The 18,222-nt window shown below is 74.3% G+C and carries 20 protein-coding genes; 9 read left to right on the top strand and 11 right to left on the bottom strand.

Features of this window, described 5'->3' with window-relative positions; genetic code table 11:
• Window positions 1–37: 37 nt before the first annotated feature.
• The 4 genes from ACIOSR_RS07080 to glp are packed head-to-tail and all read right to left on the bottom strand — an operon-like array spanning window position 38 to window position 2,944.
• A complete protein-coding gene (locus ACIOSR_RS07080; protein ID WP_402752227.1) occupies window positions 38–532 on the bottom strand; it encodes a molybdenum cofactor biosynthesis protein MoaE in 495 nt (164 codons plus the stop codon).
• Complete coding sequence (locus ACIOSR_RS07075; RefSeq protein ID WP_402752226.1) at window positions 529–1,149, bottom strand: molybdenum cofactor biosynthesis protein B; 621 nt, start codon at window positions 1,147–1,149, stop codon at window positions 529–531. The genes ACIOSR_RS07080 and ACIOSR_RS07075 overlap by 4 nt, the downstream gene beginning before the upstream one ends.
• On the bottom strand, window positions 1,146–1,670 hold the full coding sequence (moaC, locus tag ACIOSR_RS07070; RefSeq protein WP_402752225.1) for a cyclic pyranopterin monophosphate synthase MoaC: 525 nt from the start codon (window positions 1,668–1,670) through the stop codon (window positions 1,146–1,148). Before moaC ends, ACIOSR_RS07075 begins: the two co-directional genes overlap by 4 nt.
• Window positions 1,667–2,944, bottom strand: coding sequence for a gephyrin-like molybdotransferase Glp (gene glp, locus ACIOSR_RS07065; RefSeq protein WP_402752224.1), 1,278 nt, complete (start codon window positions 2,942–2,944; stop codon window positions 1,667–1,669). Before glp ends, moaC begins: the two co-directional genes overlap by 4 nt.
• Window positions 2,945–2,982: 38 nt before the next feature.
• Here glp and ACIOSR_RS07060 point away from each other — a divergent pair, with 38 nt between their 5' ends.
• The 5 genes from ACIOSR_RS07060 to ACIOSR_RS07040 all read left to right on the top strand — a co-directional run bounded on the left by ACIOSR_RS07060 (window position 2,983) and on the right by ACIOSR_RS07040 (window position 7,122).
• Window positions 2,983–3,897: an MTAP family purine nucleoside phosphorylase gene (locus tag ACIOSR_RS07060; protein ID WP_402752223.1), complete on the top strand. Its 915-nt coding sequence runs from the start codon at window positions 2,983–2,985 to the stop codon at window positions 3,895–3,897.
• Window positions 3,894–4,991: an NAD-dependent epimerase/dehydratase family protein gene (locus ACIOSR_RS07055; protein WP_402752222.1), complete on the top strand. Its 1,098-nt coding sequence runs from the start codon at window positions 3,894–3,896 to the stop codon at window positions 4,989–4,991. The genes ACIOSR_RS07060 and ACIOSR_RS07055 overlap by 4 nt, the downstream gene beginning before the upstream one ends.
• A gap of 81 nt (window positions 4,992–5,072) precedes the next feature.
• Window positions 5,073–5,741 (top strand): glycosyltransferase family 2 protein, encoded by a 669-nt coding sequence (locus tag ACIOSR_RS07050; protein WP_402752221.1) that lies wholly within the window; start codon window positions 5,073–5,075, stop codon window positions 5,739–5,741.
• Window positions 5,738–6,424 (top strand): DUF2064 domain-containing protein, encoded by a 687-nt coding sequence (locus ACIOSR_RS07045; RefSeq protein WP_402752220.1) that lies wholly within the window; start codon window positions 5,738–5,740, stop codon window positions 6,422–6,424. The genes ACIOSR_RS07050 and ACIOSR_RS07045 overlap by 4 nt, the downstream gene beginning before the upstream one ends.
• Entirely contained in the window at window positions 6,421–7,122 is a 702-nt protein-coding gene (locus ACIOSR_RS07040; protein WP_159827177.1) for a bifunctional 2-polyprenyl-6-hydroxyphenol methylase/3-demethylubiquinol 3-O-methyltransferase UbiG, read from the top strand. Before ACIOSR_RS07045 ends, ACIOSR_RS07040 begins: the two co-directional genes overlap by 4 nt.
• Here ACIOSR_RS07040 and ACIOSR_RS07035 read toward each other — a convergent pair.
• A complete protein-coding gene (locus tag ACIOSR_RS07035) occupies window positions 7,071–7,577 on the bottom strand; it encodes a hypothetical protein (protein ID WP_402752219.1) in 507 nt (168 codons plus the stop codon). The two genes, ACIOSR_RS07040 and ACIOSR_RS07035, sit on opposite strands and share 52 nt — an antisense overlap.
• Window positions 7,574–8,932, bottom strand: a complete 1,359-nt coding sequence (locus tag ACIOSR_RS07030; protein WP_402752218.1) for a molybdopterin-dependent oxidoreductase — start codon at window positions 8,930–8,932, stop codon at window positions 7,574–7,576. Before ACIOSR_RS07030 ends, ACIOSR_RS07035 begins: the two co-directional genes overlap by 4 nt.
• 75 nt (window positions 8,933–9,007) lie before the next feature.
• Here ACIOSR_RS07030 and ACIOSR_RS07025 point away from each other — a divergent pair, with 75 nt between their 5' ends.
• Window positions 9,008–10,477, top strand: coding sequence for a glycosyltransferase 87 family protein (locus ACIOSR_RS07025; protein ID WP_402752217.1), 1,470 nt, complete (start codon window positions 9,008–9,010; stop codon window positions 10,475–10,477).
• Here ACIOSR_RS07025 and ACIOSR_RS07020 read toward each other — a convergent pair.
• The 4 genes from ACIOSR_RS07020 to ACIOSR_RS07005 are packed head-to-tail and all read right to left on the bottom strand — an operon-like array spanning window position 10,465 to window position 13,563.
• Window positions 10,465–11,523, bottom strand: a complete 1,059-nt coding sequence (locus ACIOSR_RS07020; RefSeq protein ID WP_173152901.1) for a sulfate/molybdate ABC transporter ATP-binding protein — start codon at window positions 11,521–11,523, stop codon at window positions 10,465–10,467. The genes ACIOSR_RS07025 and ACIOSR_RS07020 overlap by 13 nt on opposite strands.
• A complete protein-coding gene (locus tag ACIOSR_RS07015) occupies window positions 11,520–12,344 on the bottom strand; it encodes an ABC transporter permease (protein ID WP_056048879.1) in 825 nt (274 codons plus the stop codon). The genes ACIOSR_RS07020 and ACIOSR_RS07015 overlap by 4 nt, the downstream gene beginning before the upstream one ends.
• Window positions 12,341–13,156 carry a molybdate ABC transporter substrate-binding protein gene (gene modA, locus ACIOSR_RS07010; RefSeq protein ID WP_402752216.1) on the bottom strand — a complete coding sequence of 272 codons (816 nt, stop codon included), beginning with the start codon at window positions 13,154–13,156 and terminating at the stop codon, window positions 12,341–12,343. Before modA ends, ACIOSR_RS07015 begins: the two co-directional genes overlap by 4 nt.
• Window positions 13,157–13,158: 2 nt before the next feature.
• Window positions 13,159–13,563, bottom strand: a complete 405-nt coding sequence (locus ACIOSR_RS07005) for a molybdopterin-binding protein (RefSeq protein WP_402752215.1) — start codon at window positions 13,561–13,563, stop codon at window positions 13,159–13,161.
• 158 nt (window positions 13,564–13,721) lie between these two features.
• Here ACIOSR_RS07005 and moaA point away from each other — a divergent pair, with 158 nt between their 5' ends.
• Complete coding sequence (gene moaA / locus ACIOSR_RS07000) at window positions 13,722–14,816, top strand: GTP 3',8-cyclase MoaA (protein ID WP_402752214.1); 1,095 nt, start codon at window positions 13,722–13,724, stop codon at window positions 14,814–14,816.
• A 1-nt stretch (window position 14,817) separates the two neighbouring features.
• Complete coding sequence (locus ACIOSR_RS06995) at window positions 14,818–15,147, top strand: MoaD/ThiS family protein (protein ID WP_056048890.1); 330 nt, start codon at window positions 14,818–14,820, stop codon at window positions 15,145–15,147.
• Window positions 15,148–15,155: 8 nt separating this feature from the next.
• Here the strand turns inward: ACIOSR_RS06995 and ACIOSR_RS06990 are convergent, their stop codons facing one another.
• Window positions 15,156–16,409: a ThiF family adenylyltransferase gene (locus ACIOSR_RS06990; protein WP_402752213.1), complete on the bottom strand. Its 1,254-nt coding sequence runs from the start codon at window positions 16,407–16,409 to the stop codon at window positions 15,156–15,158.
• Window positions 16,410–16,440: 31 nt separating this feature from the next.
• On the opposite strand from ACIOSR_RS06990, the gene ACIOSR_RS06985 reads away from it, so the two are divergent.
• The gene (locus ACIOSR_RS06985) at window positions 16,441–18,108 is read left to right on the top strand and encodes a hypothetical protein (RefSeq protein ID WP_123571619.1); all 1,668 of its coding nucleotides are present in this window, start codon (window positions 16,441–16,443) and stop codon (window positions 18,106–18,108) included.
• The last annotated feature ends 114 nt before the right edge of the window (window positions 18,109–18,222 follow it).

Below are 18,222 nucleotides of genomic sequence, written 5' to 3'. Positions count from 1 at the left end.
CGGGCCGGGCGGCCGACTCGACGGTGCGCGACCGGGGTCAGCCCAGCGACGCCACCCACTCGTCCGAGCCGTCGGTGAACTCCTGGCGCTTCCAGATCGGGGTGCGGGCCTTGACCTCGTCGACGAGCGCGGCGCAGGCCGCGAACGCCTCGGCGCGGTGGGCCGACGCCACCGCGCAGGCCAGCGCGACGTCGCCCACGACGAGGTCGCCGTAGCGGTGCTCGACCGCGATCGCGACCTCGGGGTGCGCCTCGGCCACGGCGACCGCGACCTCGTGGATCACCTCGGTCGCCGTCGGATGCGCCTCGTAGTGCAGCGCCTCGACCCCCCGCCCCTCGTCGTGGTCGCGGACGACGCCCTCGAACGTCACGACCGCCCCGGAGGCGCGGCTCGTCACGAGCGCGGAGCACTCGGCCACCGACACGGTCACGTCGACGACGCGGGCGAGCAGCACGCGCTCGGAGGCGGGAGGCGCGGCGGGTGCCCCGGGGGACGCACCGCCGGGCAAGAGGGTCGGATCGTCGGCGGTCATGCGGCCCCCTCGGGACTGGGATGGCGGTTCTGGGCGTGGTCGACCCCGTGCAACTGGTCGACCACGTGGTCGAGGACGTCCTCGAGGACCGCGAGCCCGTCGCGCACCCCGCCGCGCGAGCCGGGCAGGTTGACGACGAAGGTGCCGCCGGCCACGCCCGCGAGCCCCCGGGAGAGGACGGCCAGGGGCGTCGAGGCCGCACCCCTGCGCCGGAGTTCTTCGGCGATGCCGGGCAGTTCGCGGTCGAGCAGCGGCAGGGTCATCTCGGGCGTCGCGTCGGTCGGCGACACCCCGGTGCCGCCGGTGGTGACGACGGCGTCGACGCCCCACTCGAGGGCGGCCTCGAGCACCGCGCCGACCGGTTCGCCGTCGGCCACGACGACGGGCCCCTCGACCAGCCACCCCCGCGCGACGAACCAGTCGCGGATGACCGGCCCGGTCGTGTCGTCGGCGGTGCCGGCGGCGGCCCGGGTGGAGGCCACGACGACGACGGCCCGGCGCCGGGCGGTCTCGTCGGGCGGGGCCACGTCGGCTGGGGTCACGCCGGGCGCGGTCACGTCGGCTGGGGTCGCGTCGGCTGGGGTCGCGTCGGCCGTCTCGTCCGGGACGCCGCTCATCGCGACCAGTCCCCCGACTTGCCGCCCTGCTTGTCGAGCACCTTGATCTCGCCGATCACGGCGAGCGCGTCGACCGCCTTGATCATGTCGAAGAGGGTCAGGGCCGCGACGGACGCGGCGGTCAGGGCCTCCATCTCGACCCCGGTGACGCCCCGGGTCGAGACGCGGGCGATCACGGTGACCTGCGCCTCCGTGGTCTCGAAGTCGACGGTGATCGCGCCGAGCGGCAGCGGGTGGCACAGCGGGATGAGCGTCGGCGTCTGCTTGGCCGCCAGGATGCCGGCGATGCGGGCGGTGCCGAGGGCCTCGCCCTTGGGCAGCGATCCGTCGACCAGTCGCGCGACGACGTCGGGCCGGGTGGTCAGCACGGCCTGGGCGGTGGCGATCCGCTTCGTCTCGGACTTGCCGGTCACGTCGACCATGTGCGCGGTGCCGTCCTCGCGCACGTGCGAGAGCGGGGCGTCGGTCGGGGAGTCGGTCGGCACGTCGGTCGGCGGCACGTCGGGCGGGGTCGGGGTCATCGGTCGGCCTTCTCGTGGGGGGCGGGGTCGTCGAGCGCCCAGACCTCGACCCGGTCGTCCGCGTCGACGCGGTCGACCCCGACGGGGATCGAGACGAGCACGGTGGCCTCGGCGTGGGCGGCGAGCAGGTGCGAGCTCGGCCCGCCGACGAGGTGGGCACGCCCGTCGACGTCGACCCGGCCGCGACGCAGCTGGTGCTTGCCGACCGGCGAGTCCACGGGGTGCGCCATCGGCACGGTCCAGCGCCGTCGGGGCAGGCCGACGCCGGTGACGCCCTGCAGGGCGGGGCGAAGGAAGGCCTCGAACGACACGAGCGAGCTGACGGGGTTGCCCGGGAAGCAGACGACGGGCAGCTCTCGGTCGTGCACGCGGATCGTCCCCCAGCCCTGCGGCCCGCCCGGTTGCATGGCGACCGGACCGAACGTGACGCCGGCACCCTCGAAGGCGTCGCGGACGACCTCGTAGGCACCCGCGCTGACCCCGCCGCTCGTGAGCACGAGGTCGACCTCGTCGGCGTGGCGGGCGACGACGGCGAGCAGGGCGGCCGCGTCGTCGGTCACCCGGGCGGAGGTGACGACGACGCCGACCTCGGCGAGCGCCGCGGCCAGGGCGACGCCGTTCGCGTCGTGGATCTGGCCGGGCCCGAGCGGGGCACCGGGTGCGGCGAGCTCTTCGCCGGTCGACACCAGCAGGAGGCGCGGGCGGCTCCGTACCTCGACCGCGTCGATCCCGGAGGCGGCGAGCACGCCCCACCGCGCGGGCGTCAGTCGCGTCCCGGCCGCGAAGAGCACGGAACTCGCGGCGACGTCGCTGCCCGCGGCGCGGACGAAGGCCCCGGCGGCGACGCCCGGCGGCACCTCGACGACGGCCTCGACGCCCACGGGAGGGAAGGCGTCCGGCGAGACCTTCTCGATGGGCACGATCGCGTCGGCACCGGCGGGGACGGCCGCGCCGGTCATGATCGGGGCCGCGGCGCCGGAGACCAGGTCGGGGGCGGCCCGCCCGGCGGGGATGCGCGCCGCGACCCGGAGGCTGGTGGGCGCGTCCGGGTCGAGCCCGGCGGTCGAGACGGCGTAGCCGTCCATCTGCGAGTTGGCGAACGGCGGCAGGTCGATCGGGGCGACGACGTCGGCGGCGAGGACGCGGTCGCGGTACCGGTCGGAGCGCGAGGCGAGCGCCTCGGGGCTCACCACCAACGCGTCGACCGGACGGGCCCGCACGGCCGCCTCGACGACGGCCGTGACCTCGGCGAGGTGGGTCTCGATGGTGCGCACGCGGTTCCTCTCGGGCGATCGTCAGTAGCGTATCGGGGGTGACCGACCCCGCGACCGAGCCCGACGTCCCCCAGCCCACCCGCGCCTCCTCGGGGCCGCCGCCCGTCGACGTCGCCGTCATCGGCGGATCGGGGCTGTACTCGCTCTTCGCCGAGGGCGAGGCGACCCGGCACGTCGTCGAGACGCCCTACGGCCCGACCTCGAGCGAGGTGACGATCGGCGAGTTGGGCGGCAAGCGCGTGGCCTTCCTCACCCGGCACGGCGCGGGCCACGCGGTGGCGCCGCACCTGATCGACTACCGGGCGAACGTGTGGGCACTGGCGTCGCTCGGCGCGAAGGCCATCGTGTCGTCGTCGGCGGTCGGCGGGGTCAGCCCCGACGTCGCCCCCGGCACCATGGTCGTGACCGACCAGTTCATCGACCGCACCTGGGGACGACGCGACACGTTCTTCGACGTCGAGGGGCAGGTGCAGCACCTGATCGCCGCCGACCCGTTCGACCCCGTGCTCCGGGCCGCCGCGATCGCGGCCCTCGAGGCGCAGGGTGAGCCGTTCTCCCCGACCGGCACCTGCGTGGTGATCCAGGGGCCGCGGTTCTCGACCCGGGCCGAGTCGCTGTGGTTCCGGGCCGCGGGCGCGCACACGGTCAACATGACGATGTACCCCGAGATCCCGCTCACCCTCGAACTCGGCATGGGAGCCGTCAACCTCTCGTACGTGACCGACAGCGACGCCGGCCTGGCCCCGGCCGAGGGCGACGCACCCGACGCCGACGCCGTGAGCGCCTCGCTCGTCTTCGAACGGCTCGCGGCCGCCCAACCGCGCATCGTCGCGGCCATCGAGTCGATCGTCGCCGCGATGCCCGGCGACTACTCGCCCCGCGAGCTCATGCCGCCCGGGGCGGTGGCCGAGGTGCTCGCCCGGCCCGTCTCGGATCGGAAGACCGCGCGGTGAGCGCGACCGGCGCCTCCTCGTCCACCGACGGCCCGGGCCTGCTGCTCGTCACCGGTGGGGCCGGCTTCATCGGGTCGGCGATCGTCGACCTCGCGCTCGACCGCGGCTGGCGCGTGCGCGTGCTCGACTCCCTGCGGCCCGACGTGCACGGCGGCGAGCCGACCGTCGACCCGCGCGTCGACTTCGTGCACGGCGACGTGCGGGACGCCGAGACCGTCGACCGGGCACTCGCGGGCGTCGACGCGGTCTGTCACCAGGCGGCCAAGGTCGGGCTCGGCGTGGACTTCCAGGACGCGCCCGACTACGTCTCGTCGAACGAGCTCGGCACGGCCGTCGTGCTCGCGGCGATGGACCGCGCCGGCGTCGACCGCCTCGTCGTCGCCTCGTCGATGGTCGTCTACGGCGAGGGCAGCTACCGCACCTCGACCGGTGCGACCGAACGCCCGGCACCCCGCCGCATCGCCGACCTCGACGCGGGCGTCTTCGACCCGCGTGACGAGGCGGGTGAACTGCTCGAGCCGCAGCTGATCGGCGAGGAGGCCCCGCTCGACCCCCGCAACGTCTACGCCATCACGAAGCTGACGCAGGAGCACCTGTCGACCTCGTGGGCGCGCAGCACCGGCGGTCGGGCCGCCGCCCTGCGCTACCACAACGTCTACGGCCCGGGCATGCCGCAGAACACGCCCTACGCCGGCGTGGCCTCGCTCTTCCGCTCCGCCCTCGAACGCGGCGAGGCTCCGCGCGTGTTCGAGGACGGCGCCCAGCGTCGCGACTTCGTCCACGTCCGCGACATCGCGTCCGCCAACCTCGCGGCCCTCGAGTGGACCGCGGATCAGTCGGCCGACACGTTCCGCGCGTTCAACGTCGGCAGCGGGACGGTGCACACGATCGGCGAGATGGCGGAGGCCCTGGCGCGCGAGGCCGGCGGACCGACGCCCGTCGTCACCGGCGAGTACCGCGCGGGCGACGTGCGGCACGTGACGGCGTCGTCGGCGCGGCTGCAGGGCGAGCTGGGCTGGCGACCGAGCGTGACCTTCGAGCAGGGCATGCACGAGTTCGCCACGGCCCCGCTGCGCGCCGCGGTCGTCCGCTAGGCGGGCGGGGCCGCCCCCCATTCGGGTGCGGACCGCCCGCTCCCATCACCTTCATGGGATCGCATCCGTACAGTCGAGAGGATGAGCAGCCCCCGAGTCGACGTCGTGCTTCCCTGTCTCGACGAAGAAGGCGCGTTGCCCTGGGTGCTCGGCCGCCTGCCCGAGGGTTGGCACGCCATCGTCGTCGACAACGGCTCGACCGACGACTCCGCCCGCGTCGCCGCCGAGCACGGCGCGACCGTGGTGCAGGAGGCGCGGCGCGGCTTCGGCAGCGCCGCCCACGCCGGTCTCGAGGCCGCCACGGCCGACTACGTCGCGTTCTGCGACGCCGATGCGTCGATGGACCCCGCCGACCTCGTCGCCCTCGCCGCCCCCGTGATGGCCGGTGACGCCGATCTCGTCCTCGGCCGCCGGCGCCCGACGACCCGGGGCGCCTGGCCGGTGCACGCGCGCATGGCCAACCTCGCCCTCTCGCACCTCATGCGGCGGGCCAGCGGCGTGGCCCTGCACGACCTCGGCCCCATGCGCGTCGCGCGGCGCCGGGCACTGCTCGACCTCGACCTGAAGGACCGCCGCAGCGGCTACCCGCTCGAGATGGTGCTGCGCGCGAGCGAGGCCGGCTGGCGGATCGTCGAGCAGGACGCGCCCTACTCGCCCCGGGTCGGCCGCAGCAAGGTGACCGGCACCATCCGCGGCACGTCCGTCGCGATCAAGGACATGTCCCGACTCCTGAGGGAGGTCGGCCGATGACGACCCTCGTGGTGATCGCGAAGGAGACGATCCCGGGCAAGGTCAAGACGCGCCTGCACCCCCCGCTCAGCCTCGAGCAGGCCGCCGACGTCGCGGCCGCCGCGATCCAGGACACCCTCGACGTCGTCCGTCGGCTGCCCGCCACGCGTCGCGTGTTGTTGTTCGACGGCAACCGCAGGCCCGTCGGCTCCGAAGACTTCGATGTGATCCCTCAGATCGGTGGCGACCTCGACGCACGCCTCGGCGCCCTCTTCGACGAGGTCGACGGGAAGACCGTGCTGATCGGCATGGACACCCCCCAGGTCACGGTCGAGGCCCTCGCCCCCGTCTTCGACGCGTGGACCGACGACGTCGACGCCTGGTTCGGCCCGGCGAACGACGGCGGGTTCTGGGCCCTGGGCCTCTCCCGGCCGACCGGCGACCTGCTGCGCGGCGTCCCCATGTCGCGTGACGACACGGGTGCCCACCAGCTCCGCCGACTCTCCGACGCCGGCCTGACCGTGCGCATGCTGCCCGAGCTCGTCGACGTCGACACGATCGACGACGCCCGCCTCGTCGCGGCCGCCGCACCCGACAGCCGCTTCGCCGCCGCCCTGCGGCACGCCGAGGCGCCCCCCACGACCACCACCACGAACGGCGTCGCCCGCACGACCGATCCCGCCACCGAAGGGGTCACCTCATGACCATCGCCCCCGAACAGCCCGCCACCTTCGGTTCAGGAGGCGCGGAGCCGTACGCGCGCGCCCTGCGTCACGAGGGGCTCCTGCAACTCGTCCGGGCGGCCGGCGGTGCCGGACGCCCCGCGTCGCCCCCCGAGGCCGGCGACGACGAGGCGTTCGACGTCGCGCGCTGGAGCGCCGACGCCGACGCGGCCGACCTCACCACCCTCGACGGCGAGACCGGCCCCGTGCTCGACATCGGCTGCGGGCCGGCCCGCATGGTCCGCGCCGCCGTGGACCGCGGCCTGACCGTCCTGGGTCTGGACGTCTCGCCCACGGCCGTCGCGATGGCCCGCGAGGCCGGACTGCCCGTGGCCGGCGGGTCGGTCTTCGACCCGCTGCCCCGCGAGGGCCAGTGGAACCTCGCGCTGCTGCTGGACGGCAACGTCGGCATCGGCGGCGACCCGACGGCGCTGCTGACCCGCTGCGCCGAGATCCTCACCGCGACCGGTTCGGTCGTCGTCGAGACCGCCCCCGAGGCGTCGCTCGACGACAGCTACGAGGCCCACGTGGTCGACGACCAGGGTCACGCCAGCGCGACCTTCCCCTGGGCGGAGGTCGGCCGCGAGGCGCTGCACCGCCACGCTCGACGCGCGGGCCTGCGGGTCGCTCAGACCTGGTCGGTCGACGGACGCACCTTCTGCCGCCTGCGCGCCAGGTAGAGCGCGACCACAGCGGCCGTCAGCGCCGCGATGACGAGCCACAGCACGGCCAGGCGCAGGCCGTAGTCGAACGGCAGCACGGTGTCGTTCTTCGGCCCCTTCGCCTTCGCCACGATCTCGGGCACGACGACGAGCGAGAAGATCGCCCCGACGACGACCGCGCCCTGCACGATCCAGAGGACCGCGGGCCGGATGCGGCGTCCGGTCCGCCGCACGAGCAGCGAGACCGCGGCGACCACGGGGGCGAGCACGGCGTCGTGCACGACGACCGAACCGGCCAGCCAGAGCAGCAGTCCGCCGTACCGGTTCGGGGAGACGGTGTCGGTGAGCACCCAGCCGCCGAAGCCGACGAGGGCCACGCCGAGGGCGATCAGCACCCCGCGCACGACGCGGACGGTGCGCGACGTGCCCGCGCCTCCTGCGCTCGACGCGGCCGAGGGCACCCGGGCGCTCACGAGAGCACCTCGATGGAGCTGAGCCACTTGGTCTGCAGCACGCCGGGTCGGCCCGGGGCGATCATGCGCGCCGGGTAGCCGTGGTCGATGCTGAGCGGCTCGCCGTTCAGCTCGAGGGCGACGAGGGTGCGCGGGTCGGAGGCGTACTCGGGGCCCATCTCGGTCACGCGGTAGCCACCCTTCTCTTCGAGGCTGGTGAGCCGGAGGCGCTGGTCGGTCGGGGCGCCGGCAGCCGCCAGCAGGTCGACGAGGCGGACGCCGCGCCAGGAGCCGGTCTGGCTCCAGCCCTCGACGCAGGCGATCGGCAGGCGTTCGTCGGCCCCGTCGAACCCGCGCAGCGCGTCGAGCGTGAACGAGGTCGCGACGCCGCCCACCAGGACGTCGAGCCGCCAGTCGGGGTCCATGGCCGTCTCGAGCACCCGGGCGGCGGCGGCCGTGCGGTTGATCGGCAGGTCGTTCGGGCCGAGCCCGCGCTGCCGCGGGCCGAAGGCGTTGAGCGGTGACAGCGGGGCGAAGGACTGCCCGGCCGTGAGCGCGACGACTCCCCCGGTGGCGACGCCGGCGGCGGTGAAGAAGCCGCGGCGGGACACCCGGGCGCGGCCCGGTTCGCGGTCGAACTCGTGTGCGGAGTCGATCCAGCGGAGGACGCGTCCGGTGAGGCCGCGGGCGGGCGCAGGAGGCGCGGCGTGCGGATCACGGTCGCGTCGCGTCCCGTCGGCGTCGCGCACGGCACGGAACCGGGCGAGCCTGGCGGTCGCCTCGCTCTCGGCCACGAACGCGGCGCGGGCCTCGTCGAGCTCGGACGACGGCTCGACGAAGCGCCCCTCGGCGTCGTAGCTGTCCCGCGCCCGCCAGTAGCGGGTGATGAGCGGCAGCTTGACGGCGATGTGGATCGCGAGCGAGCCGATGATGACGAACGACAGGGCGAAGTGCACCTGCTTGAACGGGAACGGCCACGGGTAGTACTGGTACGTGTTCAGCAGGCCGGTGACGAGCTGGAGGATCGACGTCGCCACGAACAGGGCGATGGAGGCGCGCTCGAGCACGTCGACCGGGTGCTTGATCGGCGGGTGCTGGAAGAGCTGCGGGAACACCGAGTGCAGCTTGACCAGCAGCAGGGGGATGCAGGCGATGCCCGCGGTGATGTGGACGCCCTGGCTCACCTGGTAGAGCCAGACGGGACTCGTCGGGAACCGCATCCCGTCGAGGGGCTCCTGCAGGAAGTGGCTGTAGAGCCCGGTCAGCAGGCAGATGACGAACGCGGCGCCGAGGAGGCGACCGAAGACGGTCGCCGACCGGGCGTTGCGGTTCGGCGACGAGGCGGCGCGGCGCGCCTCGTACAGCAGGCGCCTCATGGTGTCGGTCGTCTCATGTGGCTCATCATCTCCGATGTGCACGACTCCCAGGGCCGATTCGGCCAGACTGGGGGCGTGCGTACTGTGTTCGCGGCCGTGGCCGTCCTCGGATTGGCCGGGGCGATCGCCTGGGGCGTCGTGAACGTCGGATTCCTGATGAAAGACCTGCGGACCGACTTCGTCGTCTGGACCGCCGTGTGCTGGGCGTTGTTCGCCCTGGCGTTTCTGCTGCTGCGCCGGGTGCCCGTGCGCCACGTCACCGCTCTCGTCGTCGCGGGCACGGCCCTGGTCGGCGGGGCGGGCCTCACCGGTGTCCCCAACACGAGCACCGACCCGGCGCGCTACGCCTGGGACGGCATCGTGCAGACCGCCGGCGTCTCGCCGTACGAGTACACGCCCGACGCGGGCGAGTTGCGCGACCTGCGGCCGGCCTGGATCTTCCCCGAGTCGACGCCGTTCACCCGCGACGACGGCACGATCGGCGAGCGCTGCGGCGAACCCGACCGCCAGGTCCACCGTGCCTACGACAGCCAGACGGGCGACGTCGTCTGCACGCTGATCAACCGGCCCGACGTGCCGACCATCTACCCGCCGATGGCCGAACTGTACTTCTGGGCGGTGTCCGCCGTGGTCGGCCCCGACGCCGGGTTCTTCCCGCTGCAGGCGATGGGCTTCGTGCTCGTGCTGGGCACGACCGTCGCCCTGCTGGCGACCCTGCGCCGGCGGGGTCTCGACCCCCGCTGGGCCGCGCTGTGGGGCTGGTGCCCGCTCGTGGTCGGCGAGGGCGTCACGAACTCGCACGTCGACCTCCTGGGTGCCGTGCTCGTGGTCGCCGCGTCGTTGCTCGTCGCCACCGGTCGGCGCTTCCGCGGCGGCATCGCGCTCGGGGCCGCGATCGCGACCAAGTTGATCCCGGTGATCGCGGCACCCGCCCTGCTGCGCGGGCAGCCCTGGAAGGTGATCGGCGCCTCCGTCGTCACCTTCGCCGTGCTCTACGTGCCCTACGTCGCGATGACCGGGTGGGGCGTGCTCGGGTACCTGCCGGGCTACCTGACCGAAGAGGGCTACGAGGACGGCTCGCGCTTCGTGTTCCTGTCGGCCTTCATGCCGGACGCGTGGACGACACCGGTCGCCGTGCTGATCGTCGGTGTCACGGCGGTGCTCGTGTGGGTGAAGACCCCGGCTCACGACCCGTGGCTCGGCCAGCTCGTGATGATCGGCGTGACGCTCGTGGCGGTGAGCCCCCGCTACCCCTGGTACGCCCTGCTGCTGGTGCCGTTCGTCGCGCTGACCGGGCGGGTCGAGTGGCTGGCGATCCCGCTCGCCCTGCTCGTGCGCCAGCTCGAGCCGGGCATGGCACTGCAGCGGGCGTCGCTCGCCTCGGCCGTGCTCGTCATCCTGCTCGTGACGCTCTGGCGGGCAGGCCCCGGGTTCACGGACCGGTTGCTCGACGCCGTCGGGCGCGACGTCGGCCGGCTGCGTCGGGTCGTCGGCCGCCGACGGTCCGCCCCCTCGTCGAGCCCCGGGCCCGCTCAGACCAGGTAGGCGACGGCGTCCCCGGCGTCGAACGAGAACCGGACGACGCTGCCCGGCACGAGGTCGAGGCCGGCGACCACGCCGGGCGGGACGTCGGCCGACACGTCGCCGGCCCGGACCCGGACGACGTCCCCGCGGGGCTCGAGGTCCGTGACGACGACGTCGAGGACGTTCTCGGACGGCGTCGGACCCGAGGGGGTCCCGGTCGACACGCGCACGGCGCTCGGCCGCACGGCCACCGCGGCCGCGGCGCCCGCCGGGAGCCCGTCGGCGGACCGGGCGGTCAGCAGGGTGCCGTCCTCCAACCGGACGCCTCCCCCGCGGGCCGTGCCGGTCAGCAGGTCGAGCCCCGCGAGCCCCGCGGCGAACGGCGTGGTCGGACGGTCGAGGACGGCGCGCGTGGGGCCGGCGTCGACGACCCGGCCGCCGTCGAGCACGACGACCCGGTCGGCCAGCGTGTAGGCGTCGAGGACGTCGTGCGTGACGATCACCGCCGTGCGGTCGGCGAGGACGTCGCGCAGGGTCCGTCGCAGGGCGGGCGCGACCGACACGTCGAGAGCCGCCATCGGCTCGTCGAGCAGCAACAGGCAGGGGTCGGCGGCCAGGGCACGGGCGACGGCGATCCGCTGCGCCTGTCCACCCGAGAGCTGCGCCGGACGCCGCTCGGCGAGCCCCGTGGCGTCGACCCGGTCGAGCCAGTCGCGGGCTCGGCGGCCGGCCTCGCGTCGAGGCACCCCGGTGCTGCGCGGGCCGAAGGCGACGTTGTCGAGCGCACTGAGGTGCGGGAAGAGCAGGGCGTCCTGGGCGAGCATCGAGACGCCGCGCTCGTGCGGGCGCAGCGAGGGTCCGCGCCCGCGGCCGTCGACGTCGAACAGCACGCGGTCGCCCAGGCGGGCCGTGCCGTGGTCGGGTCGCAGGAGGCCGGCGACCAGGGACAGCAGCGTCGACTTGCCGGCCCCGTTCGGGCCGAGGACGGCCACCGTCTCTCCGTCGGCCACCTCCAGCTCGACGTCGAAGCCGCGGTCCTCGACGACCGCCGCGAACTCGAGCGTCACGACCCGCGCCTCCGGGTGGCGACGCCGGACGGCCCGCCCGCCCGATGGGCCAGGGCGACGACGACGACCGCCACGAGGACGAGCACGAGCGACAGCGCCACGGCGGCGTCGGGGTCGGTCTCGCGTTGCAGGTAGATCTCGAGCGGAAGTGTGCGCGTGACGCCCTGCAACGATCCCGCGAAGGTCAGCGTCGCCCCGAACTCGCCGAGGGCCCGCGCGAACGACAACACGGCGCCCGAGACGAGGGCGGGCAACACGAGCGGCAGCGTGACCCGCCGCAGCACGGTCGTGGGCCGGGCGCCCAGGGTCGCCGCGACGGCCTCGTAGCGCGTGCCCACCGTGCGGAGGGCGCCCTCGAGGCTCAGCACCAGGAAGGGCAGGGCGACGAAGGTCTGGGCCAGCACGACCGCCGTGGTCGAGAACGCGATCGTCACGCCGAGCGCGTCGAACGCCTGACCGAGCAGGCCGCGGCGCCCGAAGGTGTAGAGCAACGCGATGCCTCCGACGACGGGCGGGAGCACCAACGGCAGCAGCACGAGCGACCGCAGCACCCTCTGGCCCCGGAACCCGGTGCGGGCCAGCACGACCGCCATCGGGACGCCGAGCACGACGCAGAGGAGGGTCGCCGTGACCGACGTGCGCAGGCTGAGCCAGAACGCGGCCACCGACGACTCCGACGTGACCAGCGGCACGAACTCGGCCCAGTCGACCCGGGACACCATGGCGACGAGGGGCAGCAGGACGAAGGCCGCCCCCAGGGCCGCGACGACCGCGATCCACACCGGGACGCCGGCGTAGGCGCGGTGCGGGGCGGGCGTCACGGCGTGCCGAAGCCGGCGTCCCGCAGCACGCCCTGCCCGACCTCGCCGGTGACGAAGGCGACGAACGCCTCGGCCACCGCCGGGTTCGCCGTGTCGGTCACAGGGGCGATGGGATAGGTGTTGACGGCCTGGTCGGCCTCGGGGAACTCGATGCCTGTCACGCTGTCGCCGGCGGCCTCGACGTCCGTGACGTAGACCAGCCCGGCGTCGGCCTCCCCCGAGGTGACCTTGCCCAGCACGTCGGTGACCGAGGACTCCTCGCTGACCGGCGAGATCGTGACGCCGGTGGCCCGCTCGACCGCGACCGTCGCCGCACCGCAGGGCACCTGGGCCGCGCAGACCACGGTCGTCACGTCGGACTTACCGAGGTCGGCGAAGCCCGTGACGTCGGCGGGGTTCGACGGCGGCACGGCGATGGTGAGGACGTTCGTCGCGAAGTCCTCCGAGGCCGACGGGTCGACGAGTCCGGCGTCGGTCAGCTTCGCCATGTTCTTCTCGTCGGCCGAGGCGAAGACGTCGGCCGGGGCTCCCTGGGTGATCTGCGTCACCAGGTCGGACGAGCCCGCGAAGGTCAGGTCGACGGTCGTGCCCGGGTTCGCCTTCTCGAACTCGTCGGCGAGCTCGGTGAACGTCGTCGTCAACGAGGCGGCGGCGTAGACGGTGATCGACCCCTCGAGGGTCGGGTCGGAGGCCGTCGGTGTCGCGCTGGTCGCCGTGTCGACGGTCGCGCCCGAGCACCCCGTCAGGGCGAGGGCCGTCGCCACCGCGAGGGCTCCGACGAGCGCCGTGACGGCGCGGGGGGTCCGTCTCATGGTCAGGCCTTCCCGCCGGGCGTCTCGATGATGACCGTCGTGGCCTTCACGACGGCGATGGCCACCGAACCGGGTTCGAGGCCCAGCTCGCGGACGGCTTCGCTGCTCATCAGCGAGACGATGCGGTGCGGGCCGCACTGCAGCTCGACCTGGGCCATGACCCGGTCGGCGGTGATCTCGGTCACGACGCCCACCAGGCGGTTGCGTGCCGACCGCCCCACCTCGGACGGGTCGGCGGGCAGCACGGCGTTCTTCCGGGCGAGCCTCGCGAGCGCGAGCCCGTCGACCACGCCGCGCCCGGCGTCGTCCTTCTCGCTCTCGAGCAGGCCGAGGTCGATCCAGCGTCGCACGGTGTCGTCACTCACGCCGAGGAACGCCGCCGCGTCCTTGATCCGCATCTGCGTCATGGACGCGAGCCTAGTTCCAAATGCGCGGTCGCGCAGCCGCAGGGAGTGGCCCCGGACGAGCCTGCGGGGCGGGGTGTCGTGCACGGCGGAGCGAAAGGAGGCGCGGGTCGCCTCCCATGGACACCCCACGTTCGGCCCCGCGGGCTTAACCTCGACGGATGACCGTCTCGCTCGGACTGCCCACCATGCCCGGCCGGGCCCCCGCCGACGACCTGCTGCCCGCGCGGCCGTCGAGCGACGCCGCTCCGGGACTGCTCGACCGCTTCGGTCGGACCGCGACCGACCTGCGGGTCTCGCTGACCGACAAGTGCAACCTGCGCTGCACCTACTGCATGCCGGCGGAGGGCCTGCCGGCCCTCCCCCGTGAACAGGCGCTCGACGCCGACGAGATCGTGCGCCTGGTCGGCATCGGCGTGCGCGACCTCGGCGTCCGGCAGGTGCGGTTCACCGGGGGCGAGCCGCTGCTGCGTGCCGACCTGATCGACATCGTGCGACGGGTCGCCGCGATCGACCCGCGGCCCGAGGTGTCGCTGACGACGAACGCCATCGGCCTGGCGCACCGCGCCCAGGCCCTGGCCGACGCCGGGCTCGACCGGGTCAACGTGTCGCTCGACTCGCTGCACGCCGAGACGTTCATGAAGGTCTCGCGTCGTCCGTTCCTCGACAAGGTGCTCGCCGGCGTCGACGCCGCGGCGGCGGCCGGCCTCACCCCGGTCAAGATCAACGCCGTCCTGCTGCCCGGCATCAACGACCACGAGGCGCCCGACCTGCTCGCCTGGGCCCTGCGCGGCGGCCACGAGCTGCGGTTCATCGAGCAGATGCCGTTGGACGCCGACCGCAGCTGGGACCGCGCCTCCTTCGTCACCTCACGCGACATCCACTCGCTGATCGCCACGCGCTTCGACCTCAGCCCCGCCGACGTCGAGCGCGACGGAGCACCCGCCGAGCTGTTCGACGCCGTCGGCCGCGGTGACGACGCCGGACTGGCCGGGCGGGTCGGCATCATCGCCTCGGTCAGCGAACCGTTCTGCGCCGACTGCCGGCGCACCCGCATGACCGCCGAGGGCGGCATCCGCAGCTGCCTCTTCAGCGGCGGAGAGACCGGCCTGCGCGACCTGCTGCGGAGCGGGGCGAGCGACCTCGAACTGGCCGACGCCTGGCGCGGTGCCATGTGGGCCAAGCCCTCGGGCCACGGCATCGGCGACCCGGACTTCGTGCAGCCGGAACGCACCATGAGCGCCATCGGAGGCTGAGATGACGACCACGAACCCCGCCCCCACCGTCGACGGAGCCACCCCGGCCCCCGTCTCGGCCCCCTTCTCGGCGACGCTGCGGTTCTTCGCCGCCGCCCGCACCGCCGTGGGCCGCGACGACCAGCGCGTCGAGGTGCCCGCGGGCGAACGCCCGACCATCGGGCGCCTGCTCACCGAGGTCCGCCCGGTCGAGGGCGTGTCGGCCGCGGACTTCCGCGATGTGCTGCTGCGCTGCTCGTTCCTCGTCGACGGCCTGACCACGAGGGACCGCGAGCAGCTCGTCCCCGACGGCGCGGTGATCGACGTCATGCCGCCGTTCGCCGGCGGCTGAACGCCCGCCTACGGTCGCGTGGGCGCCCCCTGCGCGAGCTGCCACCCGAGCATGCCACCGTGCAGCACCGACACGTCGAAGCCCTCGCCCGCCAGCAGGTCGGCCGCGGCGCGGGCCCGCGGCCCTCGGGCGCAGTAGACGACCACCCGCTGCGCCGGGTCGAGCTCGGGTCGCTGGCGGGTGCGCGTGCCGTACCCGGGAGCCTGCGCGTCACCGGCGATGTGGGCGAAGTCGTGCTCGTCGACCTCGCGCACGTCGAGCAGGGTGAAGTCGGCGTCGCCCGTCGCTCGCGCCTCGAGCAGGGTCGTGAGCTCGGCCGCGTCGACGTCGGGGCCGACGCGGCGACCACGGGCCGCGGGCGCGTCGGCGGTGGTCGCCTGCGCCTCGGGCACCGAGGACGAGGAGGCGCGGCGCGCGTCGTTCACCGTCGCCCGGGCCTCGGCCCGGTGCGGGGCGCGGGCCAACCGGCTCTCCCGCCAGGTGCCGCCCAGGGCGTCGACGGTCACGACCCGGCCGAGCAGCGGATCGCCGAGACCGGTCAGCAGCTTCACGACCTCGCCGGCCATGCCCGCGCCCACCGTCCCGCACAGCGGCCCCAGGACGCCGACGTCGGCGCAGGACTCGTCCCAGCCCGAGGCGGGCGGGGCAGGGTGCAGGTCGCGGTAGTCGACCGCCCGGCCGTCCGGGGCGTCGTCCCAGAAGACGCTGAACTGTCCGTCCCAGCGGTTGACGCTGCCCCAGACGACCGGCAGACCGCGCTCGGCCGCGGCGTCGGCCACCAGGTAGCAGGTGTCGAACGAGTCGCTGCCGTCCACCACGAGGTCGTAGTCGTCGAGCAGGTCGGCGGTGCGGTCGCTCAGTCGGACGGGGTGGGCGACGACGGTCACGTCCGGGTTGGCGGCACGCACCCAGTCGGCGGCGGCGCGGGCCTTCGGGAAGCCCAGCTGGTCGGGGCGGAAGAGCACCTGCCGTTGTAGGTTCGACAGATCGACGGCGTCGTCGTCGACGATTCCCAGGGTTCCCACACCCGAGGCTGCGAGATATTGGATGACCGGCGCGCCCAGCCCGCCGGCCCCGACCACCAGCACCCTCGACGCCGCCAGGCGCCCCTGGGAGCCCAGACCGAACCCCGGCAGGCGCACGCTTCGCGAGTAGCGTTCGCCCTCGACGGGGTCGCCGCCGTGTCCACCGTCGCGCACGCCGGCACCGTGCACGCCACCGTCGTGCACGGCCGCCCCGCGCGCGTCACCCCCGTGTCGCACGCGAGATCCTCCGAGAGGGGGAAGAGACGACATGACGAACCTCCTGCATCCGGCCGATGGTCGATCGACCGCGCCCACTGTATCCACGACGCCCGGGACCGGCCGCAGCACGGCCCTCACGCGCCTCCGGCACTGGCGTCATCTCGACGCCGTGCTCGTCGGCCTGCTCGCCGCCGTGCTGTCGGGCGCCTTCCTCTGGGTGCCGTCCGTCTGGTACGACGAGGCCGCGACGGTCATCTCGGCAACCCGCAGCTGGGGCCAGCTCTGGCAGATGGTCCAGACCGTCGACCTGGTGCACGCCACGTACTACGCGTTCATGCACCTATGGTTCGACGTCTTCCCGTACTCGCCGATCTCGCTCCGGGTGCCCAGCACGATCGTCACGGGGCTCGCCGCCGCGTTCACGGTCGTGCTCGCCCGCACCCTGGCCGACCGCCGGACGGCCGTCGTGGCGGGCCTGCTGTTCTGCCTGATCCCCCGCGTGACCTGGATGGGCGGCGAGGGCCGTTCGTACGCCTTCTCGGCGATGTTCGCCGTCGCCCTGACCCTCGTCCTCGTCACCGCCTCGCGCCGGACCGCCCAGGTCGGCGAGACCCGCACCCGGGCCTCGGCCGTCCGCTGGTGGGTCGCCTACGCCGTGCTCGCCGTCGTCTCGGTTCTCTTCTTCCTGTACGTCGCCTTCGTCGTGGTGGGGCACGGCGTCACCATGCTGGTGCAGTGGCGACGCGAGCGCCGGCTCCGCGCCTCCTCGGGGTCGGTGGCGACGTCGCAGGACGCCGTGGCGTCGACCCCGCTCGTCGGCGCACCGCACGGAGCACGCGGTTCGTTCCTCGGCTGGTTCGCCGGTGCGGCCGTCGCCGGACTCGCGAGCCTGCCCGTCGTGTACTTCACGTCCGAGCAGAGCGGCCAGGTCGGCTGGCTCGACCGGCCGAGCTTCGCGACGATCGACCAGGTGCTGACGACGCAGTGGTTCTACCAGAACGACCGTTTCGCCGTCTTCGGCTGGATGCTGGTGCTCGCCAGCCTGGTCGTCGTGGTCGCCGGTCTCGTGCCCCGTGCCCGGGGACTGGCCGAGGTCGTCCTGCCCTGGATGATCGTGCCCACCGTCGGCCTCGTGGGCGTCTCGCTCGTGACCGAGCCGCTCTACTCGCCCCGCTACCTGACCTTCGGCACCCCGGCCGTCGCGATCATGATGGCCGTCGCCGTGGCCGCCATCCCCTGGCGGCGGGTGATCGCCCTCGTCCTGCTGGTCGCCGTGGTGCTCACCGCCCCGACCTACGAACGTCAGCGTCAGCCCGAGGCGAAGGACTCGGCCGCGTGGAACCAGGTGGCCGACCTCGTGAGCGAGCAACGGGCGCTCGAACCGGCCGGGACGGCCGAGGGCGTCGTCTTCGGCCCCGTGCGTCGACACCCGAAGGCCACGTCGCGCATCATCGAGAACACGTACCCCGCGGCGTTCGAAGGGATGTCGGACTTCACGCTCGAGACCCCCGCGGCCGAGACCGGCGGGCTGTGGGAGGTCCAGCACCCGCTCGAGGACGTCATCGACCGCACCGACGACCTCGACGTCGTCTGGCTGATCACGAGCGACAAGCAGGACTGGAGGCCCCGGGTCACCGCGGACCTCGCCGCCAAGGGCTTCCACGTCGCCGACGAGTGGCACCTCACCCGCACGAACGTGCTCAAGTACGAGCGCTGAGCCCGCGAGACCCCGGGGCGGGGGGGGGGCGCCCCCCCCCCCGGGGGGGGGGGGGGGCGCCCCCCGGGGCCCCCCCCCCGGCGGGGCCCCCCCCCCCCCCGGGCCCCGCCCCCG

The sequence above is a fragment of the Frigoribacterium sp. NPDC087798 genome (genome assembly GCF_044742985.1).
GTDB lineage: Bacteria > Actinomycetota > Actinomycetes > Actinomycetales > Microbacteriaceae > Frigoribacterium.
Note: the sequence above shows the minus strand (reverse complement) of the source record. Positions and strands in the feature narration are given on the sequence as shown.